The following is a 22,113-nucleotide window of genomic DNA, read 5'->3' as shown; positions in this document are numbered from 1 at the left end:
CGGCGATGCCCGACCTGTTCACCGCACTGGAGCCCGCCGCCGTCGATCCCGCGCCGCGCGCCGCTTCGCCCCTCGCCGACCGGCTGCGCCCGCACGCACTGGCCGAGGTCGTGGGGCAGGAGCATCTGACCGGACCAGAAGGCGCGATCGGCCGGATGGTGGCAGCGGGCAAGCTGTCGTCGATGGTGCTGTGGGGACCGCCCGGCACCGGCAAGACAACGATCGCACGGCTGCTTGCCGACGCGGTCGGCCTGCGCTTCGTGCAGATCAGCGCCGTCTTCTCTGGCGTCGCCGATCTCAAGAAGGCCTTCGCCGAGGCGCGCGACCACGCCCGCATCGGCAAGCGGACCCTCCTGTTCGTGGACGAGATCCATCGTTTCAACCGCGCGCAGCAGGACGGCTTCCTTCCTTATGTCGAGGACGGGACGGTGACGCTGATCGGCGCGACGACCGAGAATCCGTCGTTCGAACTCAACGCGGCGCTGCTCAGCCGCGCGCAGGTCCTGGTGCTCCGCCGGCTCGATCACGACGCACTCGAACTGCTGCTGGAACGCGCCGAGGTCTTGGAGGAGCGCCCCCTCCCCCTCGACGCCTCCGCCCGCGAGGCTCTGGTCGCGAGCGCGGACGGCGACGGGCGTTTCCTGCTCAACCAGGCGGAGACCCTGTTCTCGGTCGGGTTGAACGAGCCGCTCGACCCGGCCGGCCTGTCGGCTTTCCTCCAGCGCCGGGTCGCGGTGTACGACAAGGATCGCGAGGGGCATTACAACCTCATCTCGGCGCTCCACAAATCGATCCGCGGCTCGGACCCGCAGGCGGCGCTCTACTATCTCGCGCGGATGCTGACCGCGGGCGAGGAGCCGCTCTACCTGCTCCGCCGCCTGACCCGCGCAGCGGTGGAGGACGTCGGCCTCGCCGACCCGCAGGCGCTGGTCCAGTGCATCGCCGCCAAGGATACCTACGACTTCCTCGGCTCGCCCGAAGGCGAACTCGCGATCGCCCAGGCCTGCCTCTACCTCGCCACCGCCCCCAAATCGAACGCCGCTTATGCCGCGCAGAAGGCGGCGTGGCGGACCGCGAAGGAGACCGGCAGCCTCCAGCCCCCCGACAACATCCTCAACGCGCCCACCAAGCTGATGCGCGATCTCGGCTATGGCCAGGGCTACGAATACGATCACGATGCGGACGGCGGCTTCTCGGGTGCGAACTACTGGCCCGCCGAACTGCCGCCGCAGACCTTCTACGAGCCGACCGAGCGCGGCTTCGAGAAGCGGATCGCCGAGCGGCTGGCCTATTGGGACGAGCTGAGGCGCGACCGCCGTGGCTGATCGGCTCGCAACCTGGGACGAGGTCGCCGCATTCGCGCTGACGCTGCCGGACACGGAGCTGTCGACCTCCTACCGCCAGCCCGCGGTCAAGGTCCGCGGCAAGCTGATCGTCTCGGCCGGGCACGAAGGAGGAAGCTTCCACGTCGTCGCCAGTCATGAGGAGAAGGCTGTCCTGATCGAGACCGATCCCGACACCTTCTGGCAGACCCCTCATTATGAGGGTTGGCCGGGTCTGCTTGTCCGTTACGGCGGCGCCGATCCGGCGCGCATCCGCGTCGTGATCGCGCGCGCCTGGTGGGACCGCGCGTCGCAGGCGCAGCGCAAGGCGTTCGGCGATCGCCCCTGATCGCTTCCGGCAATTCGTCGCGATCGACTGGTCCGGCGCCGTCGGCGCGGTGCAGCCCGGCATCGCGGTGGCGATCGCCGAGCCGGGCGACGCCGCGCCGCAGCTGATCCACCGGCGCTGGTCGCGCGAGGCGGTCCGCGACTGGCTGGCGGCCGAGCTGCCGTCCGACAGTCTCGTCGGTCTCGATCTCAGCCCCGCCCTCCCCTTCGCCGATGCGGGCGCCTATTTCCCCGGCTGGAGTCGTACGCCTGCGGACGCCCGCGCGCTCTGGCGGCTGGTCGACGACGTCTGCGCTGGCGAGCCCAACCTGGGCGTGTCCGGCTTCGTCGATCATCCCGAGGCCGCACGCCACTTCCGCCGCCACGGCGGGCGGCTCGGCGACCGGTTCGGCGCCGGTCCAGGGCGGTTCCGCGCCACCGAACTGGCCCAGCGCGCCATGGGTCTCACTCCGTACAGCAGCTTCAACCTGGTCGGCGCGGCGCAGGTCGGCAAGTCGAGCCTCACCGGCATGCGGATGTTCCACCGCCTGCCCCTCCCGCTCTGGCCTGTCGATCCGCTGCCGCCTCGCGGGTCCGTCCTGGTCGAGATCTACACGACGATCGCCGCGCGGGCTGCGGGGATCGCGAAGGGCCGCAGCAAGATGCGCGACGAACGCGCGCTCGCCGCCGCGCTGGCGGCGCTCGGCAGCCGCCCCGTCGCCCCGCTCGCCCGCCACGACGACCATGCGACCGACGCCCTGCTCACCGTCGCCTGGCTGCGCGCCGTCGCGCACGAGCCCGCGCTCTGGTCGCCGCGCGCACTGACCGCCGACATTGCGCGCACCGAAGGCTGGACCTTCGGCGTCCCCTGACGCATGGGCGTGGGTGCGGACGGCCGGTTTAGCTCAGCTGGTAGAGCAGCGGTTTTGTAAACCGAAGGTCGCGGGTTCGATTCCTGCAACCGGCACCGCCGGCAACCGGGAGAGTGTATGGACGTTGCACCCCCCGAATGATCAGGGTCGCCAGCTACAACATCCACAAGGGGATCGGCCTCGATCGGCGCCGCAATCCCGAACGGATCCTCCATGTCCTGGGTGAGATCGGAGCGGACGTGATCGCGCTCCAGGAGGCGGACCGGCGATTCGGGGCGCGCGAGGCGGTGATCACTCCGCGTCTGCTGGAGGAGCATAGCGACTGGAAGCCGGTCGGCTTCGGCGTCCGCGCCGGCAGCCTGGGCTGGCATGGCAATGCGCTGCTGGTCCGCAAATCGGCCGAGATCGTCGGCTGCGAGGTCATCCACCTGCCCGCGCTCGAGCCCCGCGGCGCGGTTATGGCGGAGATCGCGACGGGCGCAGGGACGATCCGGGCCGTCGGCATGCACCTCGATCTGTCCGGATTGTGGCGCCGCCGCCAGGCGGCGACGATCATGAGCCATGTCGACTCGTGCGTGAACCGCCACCCGACGGTGCTGATGGGCGACCTCAACGAATGGAGCGCGGCGCTCGGCTGCCTGCGCGACTTCGCGCATCGCTACGCCTTCGCGGCGACCGGCCCCAGCTTCCATGCGCGGCGGCCCGTCGGCCGGCTCGACCGGATCCTCGTCTCCCCCGGGCTGACCGTCGCGGCGTGCGGCGTCCATGCCAGCGCGACCGCGCGGGTCGCCTCCGATCACCTGCCGATCTGGGCGGACCTCCAGCCCGCATGAGCGGCCCGAATGACTGGCCCCGTATGACTGGCCGCGCATGACTGGCGGCGTCGAGCTACGGCTGGCGCTGGTCTGCTACGGCGGGGTCAGCCTGGCGGTGTATATGCACGGCATCACCAAGGAGCTGTGGCACGTCGTCCGCGCCAGCCGCAGCGTGCGCGAGGGCGAACCGCCGCCCTCGCCGACCGCGGCGGTCTATGCCGATCTGCTGGACGAAATGGCCGAGCGGTCGGGAACGCGCCTGCGCGTCCTGATCGACATCGTCGCGGGCGCCAGCGCGGGGGCGATCAACGGCGTGTTCCTGGCGCAGGCGATCGCGACCGGCCAGTCGCTCGATCCGCTGACGGAGCTGTGGCTGACCTCCGCCGATGTCGAGGCGTTGATCGCTCCGGCCGCGGCGCCGCACTCGCGCTTCTCGCGGGTTTGGGCGCTGCCGGTCGCCTGGATGGCGGCGGGGCGCAGCGGCGACGCGCTGGAGACGGTCGACGAAGCGACGCGCGAGGAAGTCCGCGCGAAGCTCGCGCATTTCGTGCGTTCGCGCTGGTTCGAGCCGCCGTTCTCGGGCGAGGGCTTCACCGGCCTGCTGCTCGACGCCTTCGCGGCGATGGCGCAGGCGCCCCGTGGCGGGCGTCTGCTCCCCCCGGGCCAGCCGCTGGACCTGTTCGTCACGGTCACCGATTTCACTGGTCATCCGGAACGGCTGCGACTGAACTCGCCGCCCGAAGTGGTCGAGACCGAGCACCGTCTGGTCCTCCCCTTCTCCGACCATGGGCGCCCGTGCGACACGCTCGCCGATCATGCCGAACTCGCGTTCGCCGCCCGCGCGACGTCGAGCTTCCCAGGCGCGTTCCCCCCGTTCACGGTCGAGGAGTTGGACCGGACGCTCGCCGAGCGTGGGCAGCGCTGGGCCGGGCGACGGCCCTTCCTTGCGCGCGTGCTGCCGCGGCAGGCGGCGGCAGGCACCGCCGAGCGTACCGTGCTGATCGACGGTTCGGTGCTCGCCAACGCGCCGTTCGGGCCGGCGATCGATGCGCTGCCCGCGCGACCCGCCCGGCGCCCGGTCGATCGCCGGTTCCTGTACGTCGATCCTTCGCCGGGTGAGAAATATCGTCTCGCAAGGTCCGGCGAAGGCTCGCCGGGCTTCTTCGGCACCATCCTCGGCGCGCTCAGCGACCTGCCCCGCAAGCAGCCGATCCGCGACAATCTGGAGGCGATCGCCCAGCGCTCCGAGCAGATCGAGCGGATGCGCGAGATCGTCGCCGCGATCCGGCCGGAGGTCGAGGCCGAGGTGCAGTCGCTGTTCGGGCGCACCCTGTTCCTCGATCGTCCGACGCCGGCGCGGCTGATGGCGTGGCGCCGTCGCGCCCAGCAGGGCGCCGCCGCGAGCGCGGGCTATGGCTATGCCGCTTATGGCCACCTCAAGCTGGCGGGAGTCCGCGACGCCGTCACCGCGTCGCTGGTCGCGCTGGCGCGGGTGTCGGGCGAGGCCGGACGCGCCCGGCTGGAGCAGCGGCTCGGGCGAGAGTTGGCGGCCAAGGGACTCGACCGGGCGGTGCTGGCGCCGGCGACGAGCGACGCGGCGATCGACTTCCTGCGCCGCTTCGATCTTCGCTTCCGGATCCGCCGCTTACGCCTCCTCGCGCGTCGGCTGGACGAGGTCGGCGACGCCGCCGCGCAACCGATGCGCAACGCCGTGTACGATTCGCTCGGCGCGTATCTCCAGGCCGAGCAGCCGGAGAGCCATGTCGCGCTACGAGCGCAGGTGCGCGGGGGCGAGGGCGCGATGCTCGATGCCTTCTCCGCCTCGCTCGACCTCACGCGCCTCGACGCGGAGGCGGATCAGCGCATCGCGGCGGCGCTCGCCGGTTTGCCCAAGGAGGCGCGGCGGACGTTGCTGCTCGCCTATCTCGGCTTCCCCTATTTCGACGTCGCGACGCTGCCGCTGCTCCAGGGCGAAGGGCTGGACGAGTTCGACCCGATCAAGGTCGACCGGATCGCTCCGGACGACGCGCGCGCGATCCGGGGCGGCGGCGCCGAGGCGACGCTCAAAGGCATCCAGTTCGGCAATTTCGGCGCCTTCTTCAGCCGCGCCTACCGCGAGAACGATTATCTTTGGGGCCGCCTGCACGGGGCGGAGCGCGCGATCGACATCATCGTCTCGACGCTTCCCGCCGAGCGCCGGCAGCGCGCGGGCCGGGTCGCGGCGATCAAGCGCCGGGCCTTCCTCGCGGTCCTGGACGAGGAGGAGCCGCGGCTGACCGCCGTCGCCGACCTGTTCGTGGCGCTCCGGCGCGAGATCGGTTGAGGCTGGCCAAGAACCGGGCGTCCGGTTAGGCTCTCGCCCCGATGCAATTCTTGAAGATCCTGTTCTGGTCGCTGCTCGCGTTCGTGGGCGCGCTGTTCACCTTCGGCAATTGGTTCAGCGTCCCGGTCCGCCTCGGCGGCGGGCTGGTGGCGGACATCAATCTACCCTTCCTGTTGCTGGTCACGTTCCTGTTGGGCTTGCTGCCGACGCTCGCCTGGCAGCATACGGTCCGCTGGCGGCTGCGCAGCCGTCTCGCCGCGGCCGAACGGACGATCGGCGAGTTGCGCCCGACGTCCGCTCCGGTCGTGGTCGAAGCCGCGCCCGCCGAAACGCATCCGGCGACGCTTTGATGTCCCGACGGATCTACGTCGCGATCGACACCCCGGACCTGACGCGCGCGAGGGTGATCGCCGATCGGGTGCGCGATCATGTCGGCGGACTGAAACTGGGGCTGGAGTTCTTCTGCGCCAACGGGCCCGACGGCGTGCGCGAGATGGCGGAAATGAAGCTTCCGATCTTCCTCGACCTCAAGCTCCACGATATCCCCAACACCGTCGCGAAGGCGGTCCAGGCACTCGCACCGCTGAGGCCGGCGGTGCTGACCGTCCATGCGAGTGGCGGACGCGCGATGCTCGAGGACGCTAAGGCGGCGGCCCATCCGGATACGAAGGTGGTCGCGGTGACCATGCTCACCAGCCTCGACGCGCACGATCTCGCGGCGACGGGTGTCGGCGGCTCGGCGCACGATCAGGTCCTCCGCCTCGCCGAACTGGCGCGAGGAGCCGGGATCGACGGCGTGGTCTGCTCGGGCGAGGAAGTCGCCGCGGTTCGCGCACACTGGCCCGAGGGGTTCCTGATCGTCCCCGGCGTCCGCCCGGCCGACGGCGCGATCGGCGATCAGAAGCGCGTCGTCACGCCCCGCGCCGCCGTCGACGCCGGCGCGTCGATCCTCGTGATCGGCCGCCCGATCACCCAGGCGGAAGACCCGGTGGCGGCCGCCCGCGCGATCGAGGCGACGCTCTGACGATCGCGGCGAAGATTTGCGGAGTGTCGACGATCGGGGCGCTGGACGTCGCGGTCGCGCACGGCGCGTCGCACGTCGGCTTCGTCTTCTTCCCGCCGTCGCCGCGCGCGCTCGACCCGGCGCAGGCGGGTGCGCTGGCGGCGCGGCTGCCCCGGGATGTGGGCGGGGTGGGCGTGTTCGTCGACCCCGACGACGAACTCGTCGCGCGCGCGGTCCGCGACGCTCACCTGACCGCGATCCAGCTGCACGCGACCGCCCCCGCGCGGGTGGCCGAGCTGCGCCGGTCGAGCGGGGTCGAGACGTGGGCGGCGGTCGCGGTCCGGACCCGCGCGGACCTTAGCGCGGCGCATGCTTATGCCGGCGGGGCCGACCGCATCCTCTACGACGCGAAAACGCCCGCCGGGTCCACGCTCCCCGGCGGCATGGGGCTGCGCTTCGATTGGGCGCTGCTCGACGGCTTCGCCCATCCGCTGCCCTGGCTTCTCTCGGGCGGGCTCGATCCCGACAACGTCGCCGAGGCGATCCGCCGCACCGGCGCACGCGCGGTCGACGTCTCGTCGGGGGTCGAGCGCGCGCCGGGCGTCAAGGACGCGGACAAGATCGCCGCATTCCTCGCCGCTGCGGGGGGATGATCTCCACCCGTTCGTCCCGAGCGAAGTCGAGGGACCGGCGCGCCACGGTGTCTCGACTTCGCTCGACACGAACGGCTAGGGGACACGGTCTATGACCGCCCTCAATTCTTTCCGCACCCTCCCCGACGAGCGCGGGCACTTCGGCGCGTTCGGCGGACGTTACGTCGCCGAGACGCTGATGCCGTTGGTTCTCGAGCTCGACACCGCCTATCGCGCGGCCAAGGCCGACCCGGCGTTCACCGCGCAGTTCGAGGATCTGCTCGAACATTACGTCGGTCGCCCTTCCCCGCTTTATTACGCCGAACGGCTGACCGAGGCGCTGCGGGAAAGCGCCGACGGGGGCATGGGCGCGGAAATCTGGTTCAAGCGCGATGAGCTCAACCACACCGGCGCGCACAAGATCAACAATTGCATCGGCCAGATCCTGCTGGCGATGCGGATGGGCAAGACGCGGATCATCGCCGAGACCGGCGCAGGCCAGCACGGCGTCGCCACCGCCACCGTCTGCGCGCGCTTCGGGTTGCCCTGCGTAATCTACATGGGCGCGAAGGACATCGAGCGGCAGGCGCCCAACGTCTTCCGGATGAAGCTGCTCGGCGCCGAGGTCCGCGCGGTGACCTCGGGCGCGCATACGCTGAAGGACGCGATGAACGAGGGGATGCGCGACTGGGTCGCGAACGTCCACGACACCTTCTACATCATCGGCACCGCCGCCGGCCCGCACCCCTATCCGGAGATGGTCCGCGACTTCCAGAGCGTGATCGGCCGCGAGGCGCGCGAACAGATGCGGGCGCGGACCGGCAAGCTTCCCGACCTGCTGGTGGCGGCGATCGGCGGCGGATCGAACGCGATCGGGCTGTTCCACCCCTTCCTCGACGACGCCGACGTGGCGATGCTCGGGGTCGAGGCGGCGGGCGAAGGGCTCGACAAGCGGCATGCGGCGTCGCTCGCGGGCGGCTTCCCCGGCGTGCTCCACGGCAACAAGACCTATCTGCTCCAGGACGACGACGGCCAGATCGCCGAGGCCCATTCGATCTCGGCGGGGCTCGACTATCCGGGGATCGGGCCGGAGCATTCGTGGCTCAAGGAGATCGGCCGGGTCGAATACACGTCGGCGACCGACGTGGAGGCGCTCGACGCCTTCCAGCTGCTGTGCCGGACCGAGGGGATCATCCCCGCGCTCGAACCCTCGCACGCCATCGCCGCGGTGGCGAAGCGCGCGCGCGAGATGCGGCGCGATCAGGTGATCCTGGCGAACCTGTGCGGGCGCGGGGACAAGGACATCTTCACCGTCGCCGACGCGCTGGGGGTGGCGATATGAACCATTCCTGTCATGCCGGAATTGTTCCGGCACCCACCGCGGTCCGAGCCAATCGACCGGGTCATTCAGACCACGGTGGACCCCGGGACAAGGCTGGGGTGACGAGGTGAGTGCAATGACCCGCCTCGCCACCGCGTTCCCGCACGACCGCGCCGCGCTTGTCGCGTTCGTCACCGCCGGTGACGGTCCCACCTCGGCGATCCTCGACGCGCTGGTAGCGGGCGGAGCGGACGTGATCGAGCTGGGGATGCCCTTCACCGATCCGATGGCGGACGGCCCCGCGATCCAGGCGGCGAACATCCGCAGCCTCGCCGCGGCCACCACCACCGCCGCCATCCTGACGATCGCGAAGGACTTCCGCGCCCGCCACCCCGACGTGCCGCTGGTCCTGATGGGCTACGCCAACCCGATGCTCCGCCGCGGGCCGGAATGGTTCGCGAACGCCGCGCGAGACGCCGGCGTCGATGGCGTCATCTGCGTCGACATCCCGCCCGAGGAGGACGACGCGCTCGGCCCCGCGCTCCGCGCCGCGGGCGTCGCTCCGATCCGCCTCGCCACCCCGACCACCGACGCGGGCCGGCTGCCAACCGTGCTCGATGGCGCGGGCGGGTTCCTCTATTACGTCTCGGTCGCCGGGATCACCGGGCTGCAACAGGCCGCGCAGGCCTCGATCGAGGACGCCGTCGCGCGCCTGAAGGCCGCGACCGACCTGCCCGTCGCGGTCGGCTTCGGCGTCCGCACACCGGAGCAGGCCGCGGCCATCGCCAAGGTCGCCGACGGCGTCGTCGTCGGCTCGGCCATCGTAGAGCTGGTCGCCCAGCACGGCGAGGATGCACCGACCGCCGTCCGCGCCTATGTCCAAAGCCTCTCCGCGGCGATCGCCGGGGCAAGGAACACGAAATGAGTTGGCTCACCAACGTCCGCAACGCGCTCGCGTACGTCGTCCCCGTCAAGAAGGAGACGCCTGACAACCTCTGGCACAAGTGCAAGGGCTGCGGGCAGATGGTCTTCACCAAGGAGCTGGAGGAAAACCTCTACGTCTGCCCCCGGTGCGACCACCACGAGCGGATCGGGCCGAAGGAGCGCTTCAAGCAGCTGTTCGACGACGGCAGCTGCGCCGAGCTCCCCGCCCCCAAGGCGCCCGAGGACCCGCTCAAGTTCCGCGACTCCAAGCGCTACGTCGACCGGCTCAAGGCCGCGCGCACCGATACCGGGGAGACCGACGCCTTCGTCAACGCGCGCGGCTCGATCTCCGGGCATACCGTCGTGGTCGGGGTACAGGACTTCGCCTTCATGGGCGGATCGATGGGCCAGGCGGTAGGGGAGGCGTTCATCGCGGGGATCGAATGCGCGATCGCGAACCGCTGCCCGTACGTCGTCTTCACGGCGAGCGGCGGCGCGCGGATGCAGGAGGGGATCCTCAGCCTCATGCAGATGCCGCGCTCGACCGTGGCGATCCAGATGCTCCACGACGCCGGGCTGCCCTATGTCGTTGTGCTGACCGATCCGACCTCGGGCGGGGTCATGGCGGCCTATGCGATGCTGGGCGACGTCCAGATCGCCGAGCCCAAGGCGACCCTCGCCTTCACCGGTCGGCGGGTGATCGAGAGCACGATCCGAGAGAAGCTCCCCGACGATTTCCAGACGAGCGAATATTATCTCGAACATGGGCTGATCGACATGGTCGTCCACCGCCGCGACCTGCGCGAACGGCTGGCAACGGTGATCGGCTATCTGTGCGGGGAGCGGAAGGCGGCGTAACGGTCAGGCATGGCCGACCACGCTCGTTCCACTAACCCCGCCGTCCAGCGCCAGCTCGACCGTCTATGGTCGCTCTCTCCCGGCGCGGACATCCTCGGCCTCGAACGGATCACCGCGCTCCTCGCCCGCATCGGCGACCCGCACCTGCACCTGCCGCCGGTGTTCCACGTCGCCGGGACGAACGGGAAGGGCTCGACCTGCGCCTTCCTGCGCGCCGCGCTGGAGGCGGCGGGGCACAAGGTCCACGTCTACACCAGCCCGCACCTCGTCCGCTTCAACGAGCGCATCCGCCTCGCCGGGCGGCTGATCGAGGACGCGGACCTCGCCCCGCTCCTCGCCGAAGTCCTCGACGCCGGCGGCGATATCGGCGCGAGCTTCTTCGAGGTCACCACGGCGTGCGCCTTCCTCGCCTTCAGCCGCACCCCGGCCGACGCCTGCGTGATCGAGGTCGGACTCGGCGGCCGGCTCGACGCGACCAACGTGATCCGGAACCCCGCCGTCTGCGGGATTGCCGCGCTCGGCATCGACCACCAGGCGTTCCTCGGCGACACGCTGGAGCAGATCGCCGCCGAAAAGGCCGGCATCGCCAAACCGGCAGCGCCGCTGGTGACGATGCGCTACCCGCCGGAGATCGCCGCGATCGTCGCCCGGATCGCCGCGGAGGCGGGAGCGCCCGTCACGGTCGTCGGCGAGACCGACCTGCCCACTCCCGCCCTCCCCGGCGACCACCAGCGAGACAATCTCGCGCTCGCCGCCGCCATGCTCCGCGCGCAGTCCACCGTCCTGGTTCCAGACGCAGCGATCGTCACCGCGGCGACCAGCGCGACCTGGCCGGCCCGGCTCCAGCGCCTATCGCCCGGTCCGCTTGCCGACCTGCTGCCGGAGGGCCGCGCGCTCTGGCTTGACGGCGGACACAATCCCTCGGCCGGTGCAGCCCTTGCCGACGCGATGAACCGCATCGCGCCCGAAGGTCAGATCGGCGTCGTCCTCGGCATGCTCGCCAACAAGGATGCGGCAGGCTTCCTCGCGCCGTTCGCGGATCGGATCGCGCGGCTCGTCGCGATCCCCACCCCCGGCCACGATCACCACGCGCCGGCAGCGCTCGCCGCCGTCGCCGGTGACCTCGGTGTGCCGGCGACCGGAACCGCGCCGGATCTTCCCGCCGCGCTCGCGATCCTGGCCCCACCTCCCGATCCCATCCTCATCACGGGCTCGCTCTACCTCGCCGGCGAGGCGCTCACCCTCAACGACGAGCCGCCCGTCTGAGTTGCTATTGACTTGCAATAACGGACACGGGACAAGGTCGCGACGCCAAGGAGTCGCGCCGATGACCGTTCCCGTCACCTCTCCCGCTGCCGCCCGGGCGCTGCCGCACGGGCTTCCGGACTGCGAGAACGCGCGCGTCGCGCTGTTCGCGCTGCGCCGCATCGGCGGGCACGGCCTCGCCGACGCCCGCGCCGCCCATGCGCTGTTCACCGCGTTCGGTGAGGGCTTCCGCCGCCCGTTGACGCTGCTGCGCGCGTTCATGGCCGACCTCGCCCGGTCGGCCACGGCGCCGATCTCGATCGCGCCGTGCTGCTGCCCGCGCATGACCGCGGCGGAGGACGCGCTGCTGACGGTGCTCGCTCGCGCCGAGACCCGACCGGACGCCGCCGGGCTCCTGCTTGCCGACCTCCTCGACGTCCGCCGCGCCGACGGCGTCCTCGCCAGCGCCACCGCGGTCGCCGCCGCATTCGCCGACGAGGGTCGCCCGATCATCCGCTAGGCGGTCGGCCCTCGCGCGCGTCACCGTCGCCATCGACGCCCGCGCTCCCGATCGAGCGGTCGACCAGCCCCGTGCGGCTCATCCACCAGAACAGCAGCACGCCGGGAAGCGCGATGACGGTCGTCAGCAGGTAGAAATTGACGTAGCCCATCGTCTCGATCAGCCCGCCTGCCGTCGTGCCGGTGACGAGCCGCCCCACCACGCTCGCCGCCGCCGAGATCAGCGCGTACTGCGCGGCGGTGAAGCGCAGGTCGGTCAGCGCCGAGAAATAGGCGACGACGCACACCCCGCCGAAGCCGCTGGCGATGTTCTCGAACCCGATCGCCCCCGCCATGCCGAGGTTCGAATGTCCCGCCGCCGCGAGCCCCGCGAAGCTGAGGTTCGAGACCGCCATCAGCACCAGCGCCAGCGACACGCTGCGCTTGAGTCCCATCTTGGCGTAGAGGACGCCGCCCGCGAAGATGCCGATCAGATACGCCCAAAAGCCGACGCCGACATCGTAGAAGGCGATCTCGTCGTTCGAGAACTTCAGATCGTCGAACAGCAGCCGGAAGGTGAGGTTCGCCAGCGTGTCGCCGATCTTGTGGACCAGGATGAAGGCGAGGACGATCAGCGCGCCCGGCCGCGCGAAGAACTGGACGAAGGGCCGCCAGATCGCGTCGAGAACCCCGGTCGACGCCGCGCGCTCGCGCCGCCGCCCGGGTTCCCCGACGATCAGCCCCGCCAGCATCGCCGGCAGCGCTAGCGCGGCGCAGGCGAGATACGCCGCCTCCCACCCGCTGCGCGCCGCGACCACCAGGGCCAGCGCGCCCGCGCCCGCCGAGCCGATCCGCCAGCCGTACTGGCTCATCCCCGAGCCGACGCCGAGCTGGCGCGGTTCGAGGATCTCGATCCGATAGGCGTCGATGACGATGTCGAAGGTCGCGCCGGCGATTCCCACCAGGATCGCCGCGGTCGCGGTCGCCCCGATCGAGGCGGCAGGATCGACCAGCGCCAGGTTCACGACCGCTGCGATCACCAGCACGCCCGCGACCAGCAGCCACGACACCCGCTGCCCAAGCCGGCCCAGGACGGGCACTCGCACGCCGTCGACGACCCAGGCCCACAGGAACTTGAGATTGTAGACCAGGAAGGCGAGGCTGAACGCGGTGACGGTCTTCTTGTCGATCCCGTCCTGCGCCAGCCGCGTCGTCAGCGTCGCGCCGATCATCGCATAGGGGAAGCCGGACGACACGCCGAGCGCCAGCGCGGCGAGCGGCGCCCGCTCCAGGTAAGGCCTGACCCCGTCGATCCAGCTCCGCTCCACACTTGCTCCCCGCACCGTTCGGGTCGACACTAGCCGCAAACGTCGGAGAGGATAGTCCTGTGAACGTGATGACGGCCCCGTCGCGGCTCGAACCCACCACAGGCCAGCTCGCGCTGGCCAAGCAGCTCGCCGATGGCGGGCGGACGCGGGAGGCGATGGTCAGCCATGTCGATGCCGCCGCCTATACGTCGCCCGATCGCCATGCCGCCGAGCAGGCGCGGATCTTCGCGCGGACCCCGCTCGTCATCGCCCCCTCCGCGCTGCTGCCCGAGCGGGGGATGGCGGTACCGCATGACGGCTTCGGCAAGCCGCTGCTGATCACCCGCGATAGGGAGGGCAAGGCCCACGTCTTCCTCAACGTCTGTCGCCACCGCGGCACGCGACTGGTCGAGGGGCAGGAGATCGCCTGTACGCCGCGGCTCGTCTGCCCTTACCACGCCTGGGCCTACGCGCTCGACGGCCGGCTGGTCGGCGTGCCGCGGCTGGAGACCTTCCCCGGCCTCGACAAGGGCGACTACGGCCTGCGCGAACTCCCCAGCCGCGAGGCGGGCGGGCTGATCTGGTTCGCCTTCGAAGAAGCGGCGGATTTCGCCGAGGCCGAGACGCTCGGCCACGACTTCGACGCCTTCGGGCTCGCCGGGCTCCACCTGTTCAAGCGCCGCACCCATGACGTGGCGGCGAACTGGAAGCTCGTCATGGACGCCTTCCTCGAAAGCTATCACGTCCTACGCCTCCACGCCGATACGATCGGTCCGTTCTTCAAGGACGGCGTCGCCACCGCCGACACTATCGGCCCGCACCAGCGTTCCGCGGTCGGCCGCGACGTCGACGAGGCGGCGGTGCGCGCGGGCGACTGGCCGACGTTGCGCTCCGCGATCACCTACACCTATCAGATGTTCCCCGGCACGATCCTGATCGTCAGTCCGGACTATGTGAACCTGATGATCCTGATGCCCCAGGCGCACGACCGCGTGCTCGTCGAGGATTTCATGCTGATCCCCGAGCCGCCCGCAACCGACAAGGCGCTCCGTCATTGGGAGAAGAGTTGGGCGTTGCTCGACGGCGGCGTTTTCGGCTCCGAGGACTTCCGCGCCGCCGCCCTCGGGCAGGAGGGGCTGTCCTCCGGCGCGATCGACCGGGTGACGCTCGGGACGCTCGAGGCCGGCATCCGCGCCTTCCACGACGAGGTCGAGGCTAGGCTGTAGCCTCGCCCCGATCGAACAACCGGAAGCCCGGCGGCAGCCGCCGCGGACTGCGGCCGTCCAGCCTCGCCTCCACCGCGCCGATCGCGTTCAGCAGATCGCGCGCGGAATAGGGCTTGGCCACGCATCCGGCGGCGAGCGCCTCCGCCTCGACCGGGCAGCTGCCGGTGACGAACAGCACCAGGATGTCGCGGTCGACGGCGGCGCGGGCCACGTCCACGCCGGTGCCGTCGGCGAGGTTCACATCGGTCAGCACCAGGTCGATCGCCTGCCCGCCCCCGACCAGCGCGACGGCGTCGCTGACGCGGTCGACGGTCGCGACCACCTCGAAGCCGTCCTCGGTCAGCAGATGCTCGGTCTCGAACGCCACGAGCGGCTCGTCCTCGACCACGAGGAGCCGGACGATCCGCCGTTGTTTCCTGCCGAACACCATCGCCTGACCGCCTATGCGTTTCGTTGCGCACGCTAAACGTCCGACGTCGCCGCTGGACGCAAATATTTCTGCGGCGCGCCGTCAGCCGAGCTATGGCCGCGCCATGCCGATCTCATCCGCCGAACCGCCGCAGCGGATCGCCAAGCTCCTCGCCCGCGCCGGCGTCGCCTCCCGGCGCGAGATCGAGCGGATGATCGCCGACGGCCGCGTCGCGCTGAACGGCGCGGTGATCGACACGCCCGCGACGGTGCTCCCCTCGCTCGACGGCATCACGGTCGATGGTCGGCCGGTCGCGGCTCCGGAAGCGGCGCGCCTGTTCGTGTTCAACAAGCCCGCCGGCGTGCTGACCGCCGAGCGCGATTTCTCCGGGCGGCGGACGATCTACGACGTGCTGCCCAAGGACCTGCCGCGGCTGGTGCCGGTCGGTCGGCTCGACCTCAATACCGAGGGGCTGCTGCTGCTCACCACCGACGGCGGGCTCAAGCGCCGGCTCGAACTCCCCTCGACCGGAGTCGAACGCGCATACCGGGCGCGCGCTTACGGCCAGGTGTCGCAGCCGCAGCTCGAATCGCTGATCGACGGCGTCGAGATCGAGGGCGTCCGCTACGGCTCGATCGACGCGAACATCGAACGCCGGACCGGCGCCAACGTCTGGATCGAAATGGTGCTGACCGAAGGCAAGAACCGCGAGGTCCGCCGCGTGCTCGAACATCTCGGCCTGCGCGTGAGCCGGCTCATCCGCATCCGCTACGGCCCGTTCGTGCTCGGCGACCTGCCCGAGGGCGCGATCGGCGAAGTGCGCGAGGCGGACCTGACCGGCTTCGTCCAGTCGCTCGGGAACGTCCGGTCGCGGCTGCCGGAGATCGCCGTGGTTCCCGCCACCGCCGCCATCGCACCGCGCACTCCGCGGGCGAGCGCACCCAAGCCCCGGCCGCAACCCGCAGCGCCGGTCGCCCCGGTCGCCCTGGCCGCGCCGGATGTGGCCGCTGCTGGCACTCCCCGCCCGGTCAGGCTCGTCCGGAAGACGGGCTGGGCCAAGCCCAAGCCCAAGCCGGGGGCGAAGCCGCGCCCCAAGCGGCCCCGGGCGTGAGGATCATCGCGGGCGCGTGGCGCGGCCGGATGCTGGTCGCGCCCAAGGGCGACACGACCCGCCCCACCGCCGATCGGACGCGCGAGGCGCTGTTCTCGATGCTCACGAGCCGCGTCGGCAGCTTCGAGGGACTCGCGGTCGCCGATCTGTTCGCGGGCTCCGGCGCGCTCGGGCTCGAAGCACTCTCGCGCGGTGCGGCGACCTGCCTGTTCGTCGAACAGGACAAGGCCGCGCTCGACGCCCTGCGGACCAACATCGACAAGCTCGGCACGACGGGCGCGCAGTTGCGCGCCGGCTCCGCACTCGCACTCGGCCCCGCCGTGACGCCACTCGACGTCATCCTGATGGACCCGCCCTACGGCACCGGCGCGGGCGCGGTCGCGCTCGACAAGCTCGCGCGGCTGGGCTGGATCGGCCCGGCGACCTGGGTCAGCATCGAGACCGCCTCGAACGAGCCGGTGTCGGTCGCGGGCTTCGACGCCGATACGGAGCGGGTCCACGGCAAGGCGCGGCTGACGTTGTTGCGGTCGGCGCGTCGGTGATGATAGTCTGATGCATGGCCAAGCTCGACTCGATCGTCTCCGAGTTCGAGTCCGAAGAGAACGAAGCCGCTTACGAGGCCTGGTTCCGTGCCCAGGTTGAGGCAGCGCTGGCGGAAACCGGCCCGGGGATCCCGCACGAACAGGTGATGGCCGAGATGCGCGCCATCATCGACAAGCACCGTGATGCGCAACCTGATCTGGCAACCTAACGCTCGCGCACAATTGGCCGCTACCATCGAGTTTATCAGCGAAAGAAGCGTCACCCCGGCCGAGCGGCTTCAACGATTGATCGAAGATCGCGTCGGTTCGCTTCGGCGGATGCCCGCTATGGGCCGCCCCGGTCGTGTCCCCGGCACCCGCGAGCTGATCGTCCACCCCAACGACATCGTCATCTATCGCGTCACCGACATTGCGATTGTGGTGCTCCGCATCCTTCACTCCCGCCAGCGTTATCCGTAGCCCTTCACACCTCTAGCGCCGCCATCCCCGCCTCGCTCTCGCGCCCGCGCAGCGCCAGCAGCGCGGCGAGGCTCACCAGGCTCAGCGCCGCCAGATAGCCCCCGACCAGCCACAATCCCCCGCGCATCGACAAGGTCTGCGCCACGATCGGCGTCAGTCCGCCGCCGAGGATCCCGGCCATGTTGAAGGCGAGGCTCACCCCTGTGTAGCGGACCCGCGCCGGGAACAGCCCGGGCAGCCACGCGCCGAGCGGGCCGTAGACGAAGCCCATCGCGAACAGCGCCAATGCCAGGCTCGCGAAGATCAGCGCCGGCTCGCGGCTCCCCAGCCCCGGCGCGAGCACGAACCCCGCGACGATCGCGCCGACGCAGCCCCAGGCCAGCACGTGACCGGGCGAGGTCAGATCGCTCCACCAGCCCGCGATCGCGATGCCGACCGCCATGAACAGGATGGCGCCGAGCTGGAGGCTCAGCACCAGTTCCTGATCCAGCCCCAGCGTCTTGGTCGCGTAGCCCAGTGCGAATGCGGTCGCGATATAATAGACTGCAAAGCACGCGACCGCGCCCAGCGTCCCGCCGATCGTCACTCGCCAGTGATCGCGCAGCAGCTCGCCCATCGGCACCGCCGGCGGCGGCCCTTCCGCCATCATCGCGCGGAACGCGGGAGTCTCGCTGATCCGCAGCCGCACCCACAGCCCCAGCCCGACCAGCACGATCGAGAGCGCGAACGGCACACGCCAGCCCCAGGACAGGAACTGCGCCGGCGTCATCGTCGCGCCCAGCACCAGGAACAGCCCGTTGGCGGCGATGAACCCCACCGGAGCGCCCAGCTGCGGCACCATGCCGTAGCGGCCGCGCTTGCCCGGCGGCGCATTCTCCACCGCCAGCAGCGCCGCCCCGCCCCACTCGCCGCCCAACCCGAAGCCTTGCCCGAAACGCAGCAGGCACAACAGGACGGGCGCGAGATAGCCGGCGCTGTCGAACGTCGGCAGGACGGCGATCGCGAGCGTCGATCCCCCCATCAGCAGCAGGCTGGCGACCAGGGTGGACTTGCGCCCGACGCGGTCGCCGTAATGGCCGAACGCCCACGCCCCGATGGGTCGCGCGACGAAGGCGACCGCTAGGCTGCCGTAGCTGGCGAGCAGCCGCGCCGATTCGTCGCTCGCCGGGAAGAACAGCGTCCCGAACACCAGGCTCGCCGCGGTCGCATAGATGTAGAAATCGTAGAACTCGACCGAGGTGCCGACGAGGCTCGCGAGCAGGATGCGCGTATGAGGATGGGTCATCCCGCCAGCCTAGCGGCCGGGCGCGGCAAGCGGAACGGGGATGGCGAGGGGAAGATTTCGCGTGGGCAACATATGAACGGCCCCGCGGACACACGCGCGCAATCCGCGGGCTCTACCTGGGTCTTCGCCGTCGTTTTCTCCCCTGTTGGCGACGGCAGCCGGGCCCTTCCCCCTTCGGCCCGGCATCCCTGAACTGCGGGGCGGTCCCACCGGGGCCGCCCCGATTTTTCGTGTCCGACCCGTCACGCGACACCGCCGCGCCGGACAGCCGACGCGACGGTGAGCGGGTGATCGCTTCGCAGCCGTCGGAACGGCGATCGCGGGCTCAGCCGAGCCCGACCATCCTGACCACCCCCAGCAGCAGCCAGTAGAGCACGCCCGCCAGCAGCATCGCCGCGGGTAGCGTCATCACCCAGGCGGAGACGATCGCCAGGATCGTCCGCCGCTGGAGCCCCGCCCCGTTCGCGACCGATGCGCCCGCCACGCCCGACGACAGGATGTGCGTCGTCGAAACCGGCATCCCATAACCGACGGCGAGCAGGATGGTCGACGCCGCGGTCAGCTCGGCGGCGGCACCCATGCCGTAGGTCAGGTGGCTCTTGCCGATCTTCTCGCCGACGGTGACGACGATCCGCTTCCACCCGACCATCGTCCCCAGCCCCAGCGCGATCGCGACCGCCACCTTGACCCAGATCGGGATGTAGCGCGTCCCCTTCTCCAGATTCTTCTGGTAATCGGTGACCGCCTTCACCGCCGGCGCGGGCAGCGCCTTGGCGGCATCCCCCTTGGTGATCAGCGTGGCCGTGTCGAGCACCAGATACATGTCGTTGCGCAGGTTGGGCGTCGCCGCCGCGGGCACCTGGCGAAGCGACCCGTATTGCTGAACCCGGTTCGAGATATCGGTCGAAAGCGACGCGGCCGCGCCATAGACCTCGGGCGAGTTCGGCTTCCGCGTCTTGAGCGCGTCGGTCAGCGTCGCGCGGGCGTGGGGCAACGACGTGTCGGGCTTGCCCCCCATCGCGACGAAGCCCTGCGCCGCCCGGTCGGCCGACTGGACGAACGCCGGCGTGGCGCTGTCGGGCATGGTCCGGTTGAGCGCATAGGCGGTCGGGGCGACGCCGATCAGGATCAGCATGATGAGGCCCATGCCCTTCTGCCCGTCGTTGCTCCCATGCGCGAACGAGACCGCGGTGCAGGTGAAGACCAGCAGCGCGCGAATGCCCTTGGGCGGGGGCTGCTGACCCTTGGGTTCCTCGTACAGCGTCTTGTCGGGCAGCGCGCGCTTCATGACGAGCAGCAGCACCAGCGAGCCGACGAACCCGACGATGGGCGAGAACAGCAGCGCCGCCAGTACCTTCTCCGCCTGCCCCCAGTCGACCCCGGACGTGCCGTCCGCCCCCGCCATGAGCTGGTTGGCCAGGCCGACGCCCAGGATCGAGCCGATCAGCGCGTGGCTCGAGGAGTTCGGGATGCCGACGAACCAGGTCGCCAGGTTCCACGCGATCGCGGCGAGCAGCAGCGCGAAGATCATCGCATAGCCCGCGCCGCTGCCGACATGCAGGATCAGGTCGACGGGCAGCAGCGTGATGATCGAATAGGCGACCGCCCCGCTCGACGTGAGCACGCCGATGAAGTTCCACACGCCCGACCACACCACCGCGACGGGTGGCGACAGCGAATGGGTGTAGATCACGGTCGCGACCGCATTGGCGGTATCGTGGAACCCGTTCACGAACTCGAAGCCGAGCGCGATCAGCAGCGCCAGGCCGAGGAACAGGAAGGCGCCGATCGCCAGCGATTCGCCGACCGACTGCGTCTCAGTGACGATCGAGATCACCGCATAGATCAGCCCGGCGGCGAGCACCGCCAGGAACATCCAGCGTCCCGCGGGATGGAGGGGCTTGTCGAGGTGCGGCCCGGCGTGGCGGGTTCCGGGCTCGGCGGCGATCGCGGTGCTGGCCATGCGCACGCTCATCGCCTGTGGACATGACGCTTTGATGACCGGCGCGGCTCGCGCCGGCCGCATGTCCCGGCCGCACGCGGTGCGGCCGGGACGCAGGATTCGCCGAAGGCGATGCGATCAGAGGACCAGATCGCCGACGACGAGCGTCGTGATGTGGTCGAAGTGGATCAGGAAGTCCGCTTTGCCGTCGCCGTTGACGTCGCCGCTCAGGGTGAGATCGCCGTTGCTCACCACGAAGCGAAGCTCGCCCGCATGGCCGGTGAAGGCCGACGAACCGATGAAGGTGAAGGTGTCGTCGCCGCCTCCCTTGATCGCGTCGATGGCCGACAGGTCGATCCGGTCGCCCTGCGCGTGGGTAAAGTTGGTGATGTCGTCGGCCACAGCGGCCTTCTTGCCCGAGTCGCCGTCGTCGAAGATGAACGTGTCGGCGCCGGCGCCGCCGGTCAGCGTATCCACGCCCTTGCCGCCGGTGATGCTGGTGCCGACGTCGCTGGCGACGATCGTGTCGTTGCCCGATCCGCCGATGACGTGGTCGATCACGGTGCCCTTCGCAATCGCGACGTTGTTGGTGTGCCCGCCCACGTCCGAGAAGGCGCCGCCGTGCAGGTCGATGCGCTGGGCGTCGCCGTACCCCGACAGATCCAGCGTGTTGTTCGTGCCCTGATTGTAGAGCGTCACGACCGGGTTGGTGTTGACCGTGAAGTCGAAGAAGTCGTGCAACGCGCCCTGGATGTTCGAGTGGAAGCCGTAGGTCTGGCCGCCCTCGAACGGCGAATCGGTCGACACGCCGTAGATCTGCTGGATCGCCTGGATGTCGAGCTGCATGATGGTGTGCGGCGCCTGGCGACGGATACCATCGTCGGTGATGCCCCAGTCGGTGCCCTGATACGGGTTCTGCGACAGGTATTTGGCGTCGTCGTTGCCCCAGAAGATGTACGACATGATCGTGTACATCCGGTCGTCGTAGGCGCTGAACTGCTGGGTCGCGGGATCGACGTTGCCGTTATAGGCGCCGCCATGGCCGAGGCCGATCAGATGCCCGATCTCGTGGATCACCGACGACAGGCCATAGCCGCCGTAGGTGTCGAACCCGCCGTCGAGCTCGAACCCGGGCGTGCTGGTGTCGATCGAGATCAGCCCCTTGCCCGACGGATGGCCGAGATCGTCGCCCGAGCCGCGCGTGGTGGACAGCGACGTATAGGCGCCGCCGTCATGCCCGCGACGAAGCGTCACGTTCGCGGCGCTCGACGACTTGGTCTCTTCGAACTGGATGTTGGCGACGCCCGCCCACATCGAAAAGCCCTGAAGCCACGTCATCTTCTCGGCGGCGCTCCACTTCGACGCCGGATCGAAATAATATTTGACCGTCCCGCCCGAGGTGCCGGCATGGTCGTCGCTGCCCCATTTGTAGGCGGTCTTGCCGACGCTGCCCCAATAGGAGGTGCTGTTGATCGTGCCGTCGGCCTTCAGGCCGTTGACGAAGCCGACCTCGTCCGCGGCGCTCGGGCTCTTGGGCGGCTTGGCCGAGACGACCGCGCCGTCCGAGCCGCCGAGCGACCAGTTCAGCTTCGCCGCGGTGCCGTCGAGATGAGCCACGACCCGATCGAAATTCGCCACGTCTTCGTAACCGGCACGCGGGCCGTACGTCTGCTGCTGCTTCATGAAAAGAAC

22 protein-coding genes, 1 tRNA gene and 1 pseudogene are annotated in these 22,113 nt (G+C 70.2%); 19 read left to right on the top strand and 5 right to left on the bottom strand.

Translation table 11 applies throughout. The features are described from left to right. Positions 1–5 precede the first annotated feature (5 nt). From AC4GYY_RS03890 to AC4GYY_RS03825, 14 genes are all read left to right on the top strand, one after another. Positions 6–1,325 carry a replication-associated recombination protein A gene (locus AC4GYY_RS03890; protein ID WP_491118910.1) on the top strand — a complete coding sequence of 440 codons (1,320 nt, stop codon included), beginning with the start codon at positions 6–8 and terminating at the stop codon, positions 1,323–1,325. After that, positions 1,318–1,671: an MmcQ/YjbR family DNA-binding protein gene (locus tag AC4GYY_RS03885; protein ID WP_491118909.1), complete on the top strand. Its 354-nt coding sequence runs from the start codon at positions 1,318–1,320 to the stop codon at positions 1,669–1,671. Before AC4GYY_RS03890 ends, AC4GYY_RS03885 begins: the two co-directional genes overlap by 8 nt. 49 nt (positions 1,672–1,720) lie before the next feature. Then, complete coding sequence (locus AC4GYY_RS03880) at positions 1,721–2,521, top strand: hypothetical protein (RefSeq protein WP_491118908.1); 801 nt, start codon at positions 1,721–1,723, stop codon at positions 2,519–2,521. A 22-nt stretch (positions 2,522–2,543) separates the two neighbouring features. Next, positions 2,544–2,616, top strand: a tRNA-Thr gene (locus AC4GYY_RS03875). A 42-nt stretch (positions 2,617–2,658) separates the two neighbouring features. Continuing rightward, positions 2,659–3,354: an endonuclease/exonuclease/phosphatase family protein gene (locus AC4GYY_RS03870; RefSeq protein ID WP_491118907.1), complete on the top strand. Its 696-nt coding sequence runs from the start codon at positions 2,659–2,661 to the stop codon at positions 3,352–3,354. Positions 3,355–3,391: 37 nt separating this feature from the next. Continuing rightward, on the top strand, positions 3,392–5,659 hold the full coding sequence (locus tag AC4GYY_RS03865) for a patatin-like protein (protein ID WP_491118906.1): 2,268 nt from the start codon (positions 3,392–3,394) through the stop codon (positions 5,657–5,659). Positions 5,660–5,700: 41 nt separating this feature from the next. Next, positions 5,701–6,009, top strand: a complete 309-nt coding sequence (locus AC4GYY_RS03860; protein WP_491118905.1) for a hypothetical protein — start codon at positions 5,701–5,703, stop codon at positions 6,007–6,009. Further along, entirely contained in the window at positions 6,009–6,683 is a 675-nt protein-coding gene (pyrF, locus tag AC4GYY_RS03855; protein ID WP_491118904.1) for an orotidine-5'-phosphate decarboxylase, read from the top strand. The genes AC4GYY_RS03860 and pyrF overlap by 1 nt, the downstream gene beginning before the upstream one ends. Then, positions 6,680–7,315 carry a phosphoribosylanthranilate isomerase gene (locus AC4GYY_RS03850; protein WP_491119289.1) on the top strand — a complete coding sequence of 212 codons (636 nt, stop codon included), beginning with the start codon at positions 6,680–6,682 and terminating at the stop codon, positions 7,313–7,315. Before pyrF ends, AC4GYY_RS03850 begins: the two co-directional genes overlap by 4 nt. A gap of 91 nt (positions 7,316–7,406) precedes the next feature. Next, positions 7,407–8,636 (top strand): tryptophan synthase subunit beta, encoded by a 1,230-nt coding sequence (gene trpB, locus AC4GYY_RS03845; protein ID WP_491118903.1) that lies wholly within the window; start codon positions 7,407–7,409, stop codon positions 8,634–8,636. A gap of 115 nt (positions 8,637–8,751) precedes the next feature. After that, positions 8,752–9,540, top strand: a complete 789-nt coding sequence (gene trpA / locus AC4GYY_RS03840) for a tryptophan synthase subunit alpha (RefSeq protein ID WP_491118902.1) — start codon at positions 8,752–8,754, stop codon at positions 9,538–9,540. Further along, positions 9,537–10,397 carry an acetyl-CoA carboxylase, carboxyltransferase subunit beta gene (gene accD, locus AC4GYY_RS03835; RefSeq protein ID WP_491118901.1) on the top strand — a complete coding sequence of 287 codons (861 nt, stop codon included), beginning with the start codon at positions 9,537–9,539 and terminating at the stop codon, positions 10,395–10,397. Before trpA ends, accD begins: the two co-directional genes overlap by 4 nt. Positions 10,398–10,406: 9 nt before the next feature. Next, positions 10,407–11,663 carry a bifunctional folylpolyglutamate synthase/dihydrofolate synthase gene (locus AC4GYY_RS03830; RefSeq protein WP_491118900.1) on the top strand — a complete coding sequence of 419 codons (1,257 nt, stop codon included), beginning with the start codon at positions 10,407–10,409 and terminating at the stop codon, positions 11,661–11,663. 61 nt (positions 11,664–11,724) lie between these two features. After that, entirely contained in the window at positions 11,725–12,162 is a 438-nt protein-coding gene (locus AC4GYY_RS03825; protein ID WP_491118899.1) for a DUF6628 family protein, read from the top strand. Here AC4GYY_RS03825 and AC4GYY_RS03820 read toward each other — a convergent pair. Beyond that, positions 12,152–13,468 carry an AmpG family muropeptide MFS transporter gene (locus AC4GYY_RS03820; RefSeq protein ID WP_491118898.1) on the bottom strand — a complete coding sequence of 439 codons (1,317 nt, stop codon included), beginning with the start codon at positions 13,466–13,468 and terminating at the stop codon, positions 12,152–12,154. The genes AC4GYY_RS03825 and AC4GYY_RS03820 overlap by 11 nt on opposite strands. A gap of 68 nt (positions 13,469–13,536) precedes the next feature. Between AC4GYY_RS03820 and AC4GYY_RS03815 the strand changes: the two genes are divergently transcribed. Further along, the gene (locus AC4GYY_RS03815; RefSeq protein ID WP_491119288.1) at positions 13,537–14,673 is read left to right on the top strand and encodes an aromatic ring-hydroxylating oxygenase subunit alpha; all 1,137 of its coding nucleotides are present in this window, start codon (positions 13,537–13,539) and stop codon (positions 14,671–14,673) included. Here the strand turns inward: AC4GYY_RS03815 and AC4GYY_RS03810 are convergent. Continuing rightward, positions 14,663–15,103, bottom strand: coding sequence for a response regulator (locus tag AC4GYY_RS03810; protein ID WP_491118897.1), 441 nt, complete (start codon positions 15,101–15,103; stop codon positions 14,663–14,665). The genes AC4GYY_RS03815 and AC4GYY_RS03810 overlap by 11 nt on opposite strands. A 103-nt stretch (positions 15,104–15,206) precedes the next feature. On the opposite strand from AC4GYY_RS03810, the pseudogene AC4GYY_RS03805 reads away from it, so the two are divergent. From AC4GYY_RS03805 to AC4GYY_RS03790, 4 genes and pseudogenes are all read left to right on the top strand, one after another. Further along, positions 15,207–15,909 (top strand): annotated as a pseudogene (locus AC4GYY_RS03805) (pseudouridine synthase); the annotation flags it as partial. Between the two features lie 280 nt (positions 15,910–16,189). Then, complete coding sequence (rsmD, locus tag AC4GYY_RS03800; RefSeq protein WP_491118896.1) at positions 16,190–16,735, top strand: 16S rRNA (guanine(966)-N(2))-methyltransferase RsmD; 546 nt, start codon at positions 16,190–16,192, stop codon at positions 16,733–16,735. A 14-nt stretch (positions 16,736–16,749) separates the two neighbouring features. Then, complete coding sequence (gene relB, locus AC4GYY_RS03795; RefSeq protein WP_491118895.1) at positions 16,750–16,944, top strand: type II toxin-antitoxin system RelB family antitoxin; 195 nt, start codon at positions 16,750–16,752, stop codon at positions 16,942–16,944. After that, positions 16,919–17,194, top strand: a complete 276-nt coding sequence (locus AC4GYY_RS03790) for a type II toxin-antitoxin system RelE/ParE family toxin (protein WP_491118894.1) — start codon at positions 16,919–16,921, stop codon at positions 17,192–17,194. The genes relB and AC4GYY_RS03790 overlap by 26 nt, the downstream gene beginning before the upstream one ends. 4 nt (positions 17,195–17,198) lie before the next feature. Here AC4GYY_RS03790 and AC4GYY_RS03785 read toward each other — a convergent pair whose 3' ends face one another. The 3 genes from AC4GYY_RS03785 to AC4GYY_RS03775 form a co-directional block, all read right to left on the bottom strand. Beyond that, complete coding sequence (locus AC4GYY_RS03785) at positions 17,199–18,479, bottom strand: MFS transporter (protein WP_491118893.1); 1,281 nt, start codon at positions 18,477–18,479, stop codon at positions 17,199–17,201. A 325-nt stretch (positions 18,480–18,804) separates the two neighbouring features. Then, positions 18,805–20,442 (bottom strand): inorganic phosphate transporter, encoded by a 1,638-nt coding sequence (locus AC4GYY_RS03780; protein ID WP_491118892.1) that lies wholly within the window; start codon positions 20,440–20,442, stop codon positions 18,805–18,807. Between the two features lie 117 nt (positions 20,443–20,559). Beyond that, positions 20,560–22,104, bottom strand: a complete 1,545-nt coding sequence (locus tag AC4GYY_RS03775; protein WP_491118891.1) for a M10 family metallopeptidase C-terminal domain-containing protein — start codon at positions 22,102–22,104, stop codon at positions 20,560–20,562. Between the last annotated feature and the right edge of the window lie 9 nt (positions 22,105–22,113).

This window comes from Sphingomonas sp. SP6 (assembly GCF_058313435.1).
The sequence above is the reverse complement of the archived record's forward strand: the minus strand, read 5'-3'. Positions and strand labels throughout refer to the sequence as shown.

Coding starts and splice junctions, on each gene's coding strand:
- AC4GYY_RS03890 (WP_491118910.1), top strand. CDS start 6: ATGCCCGACCTGTTCACCGCACTGGAGCCCGCCGCCGTCGATCCCGCG.
- AC4GYY_RS03870 (WP_491118907.1), top strand. CDS start 2,659: ATGATCAGGGTCGCCAGCTACAACATCCACAAGGGGATCGGCCTCGAT.
- AC4GYY_RS03865 (WP_491118906.1), top strand. CDS start 3,392: ATGACTGGCGGCGTCGAGCTACGGCTGGCGCTGGTCTGCTACGGCGGG.
- AC4GYY_RS03860 (WP_491118905.1), top strand. CDS start 5,701: ATGCAATTCTTGAAGATCCTGTTCTGGTCGCTGCTCGCGTTCGTGGGC.
- pyrF (WP_491118904.1), top strand. CDS start 6,009: ATGTCCCGACGGATCTACGTCGCGATCGACACCCCGGACCTGACGCGC.
- trpB (WP_491118903.1), top strand. CDS start 7,407: ATGACCGCCCTCAATTCTTTCCGCACCCTCCCCGACGAGCGCGGGCAC.
- trpA (WP_491118902.1), top strand. CDS start 8,752: ATGACCCGCCTCGCCACCGCGTTCCCGCACGACCGCGCCGCGCTTGTC.
- accD (WP_491118901.1), top strand. CDS start 9,537: ATGAGTTGGCTCACCAACGTCCGCAACGCGCTCGCGTACGTCGTCCCC.
- AC4GYY_RS03830 (WP_491118900.1), top strand. CDS start 10,407: ATGGCCGACCACGCTCGTTCCACTAACCCCGCCGTCCAGCGCCAGCTC.
- AC4GYY_RS03825 (WP_491118899.1), top strand. CDS start 11,725: ATGACCGTTCCCGTCACCTCTCCCGCTGCCGCCCGGGCGCTGCCGCAC.
- AC4GYY_RS03815 (WP_491119288.1), top strand. CDS start 13,537: ATGACGGCCCCGTCGCGGCTCGAACCCACCACAGGCCAGCTCGCGCTG.
- AC4GYY_RS03810 (WP_491118897.1), bottom strand. CDS start 15,103: ATGGTGTTCGGCAGGAAACAACGGCGGATCGTCCGGCTCCTCGTGGTC.
- relB (WP_491118895.1), top strand. CDS start 16,750: ATGGCCAAGCTCGACTCGATCGTCTCCGAGTTCGAGTCCGAAGAGAAC.
- AC4GYY_RS03790 (WP_491118894.1), top strand. CDS start 16,919: ATGCGCAACCTGATCTGGCAACCTAACGCTCGCGCACAATTGGCCGCT.
- AC4GYY_RS03785 (WP_491118893.1), bottom strand. CDS start 18,479: ATGACCCATCCTCATACGCGCATCCTGCTCGCGAGCCTCGTCGGCACC.
- AC4GYY_RS03780 (WP_491118892.1), bottom strand. CDS start 20,442: ATGGCCAGCACCGCGATCGCCGCCGAGCCCGGAACCCGCCACGCCGGG.
- AC4GYY_RS03775 (WP_491118891.1), bottom strand. CDS start 22,104: ATGAAGCAGCAGCAGACGTACGGCCCGCGTGCCGGTTACGAAGACGTG.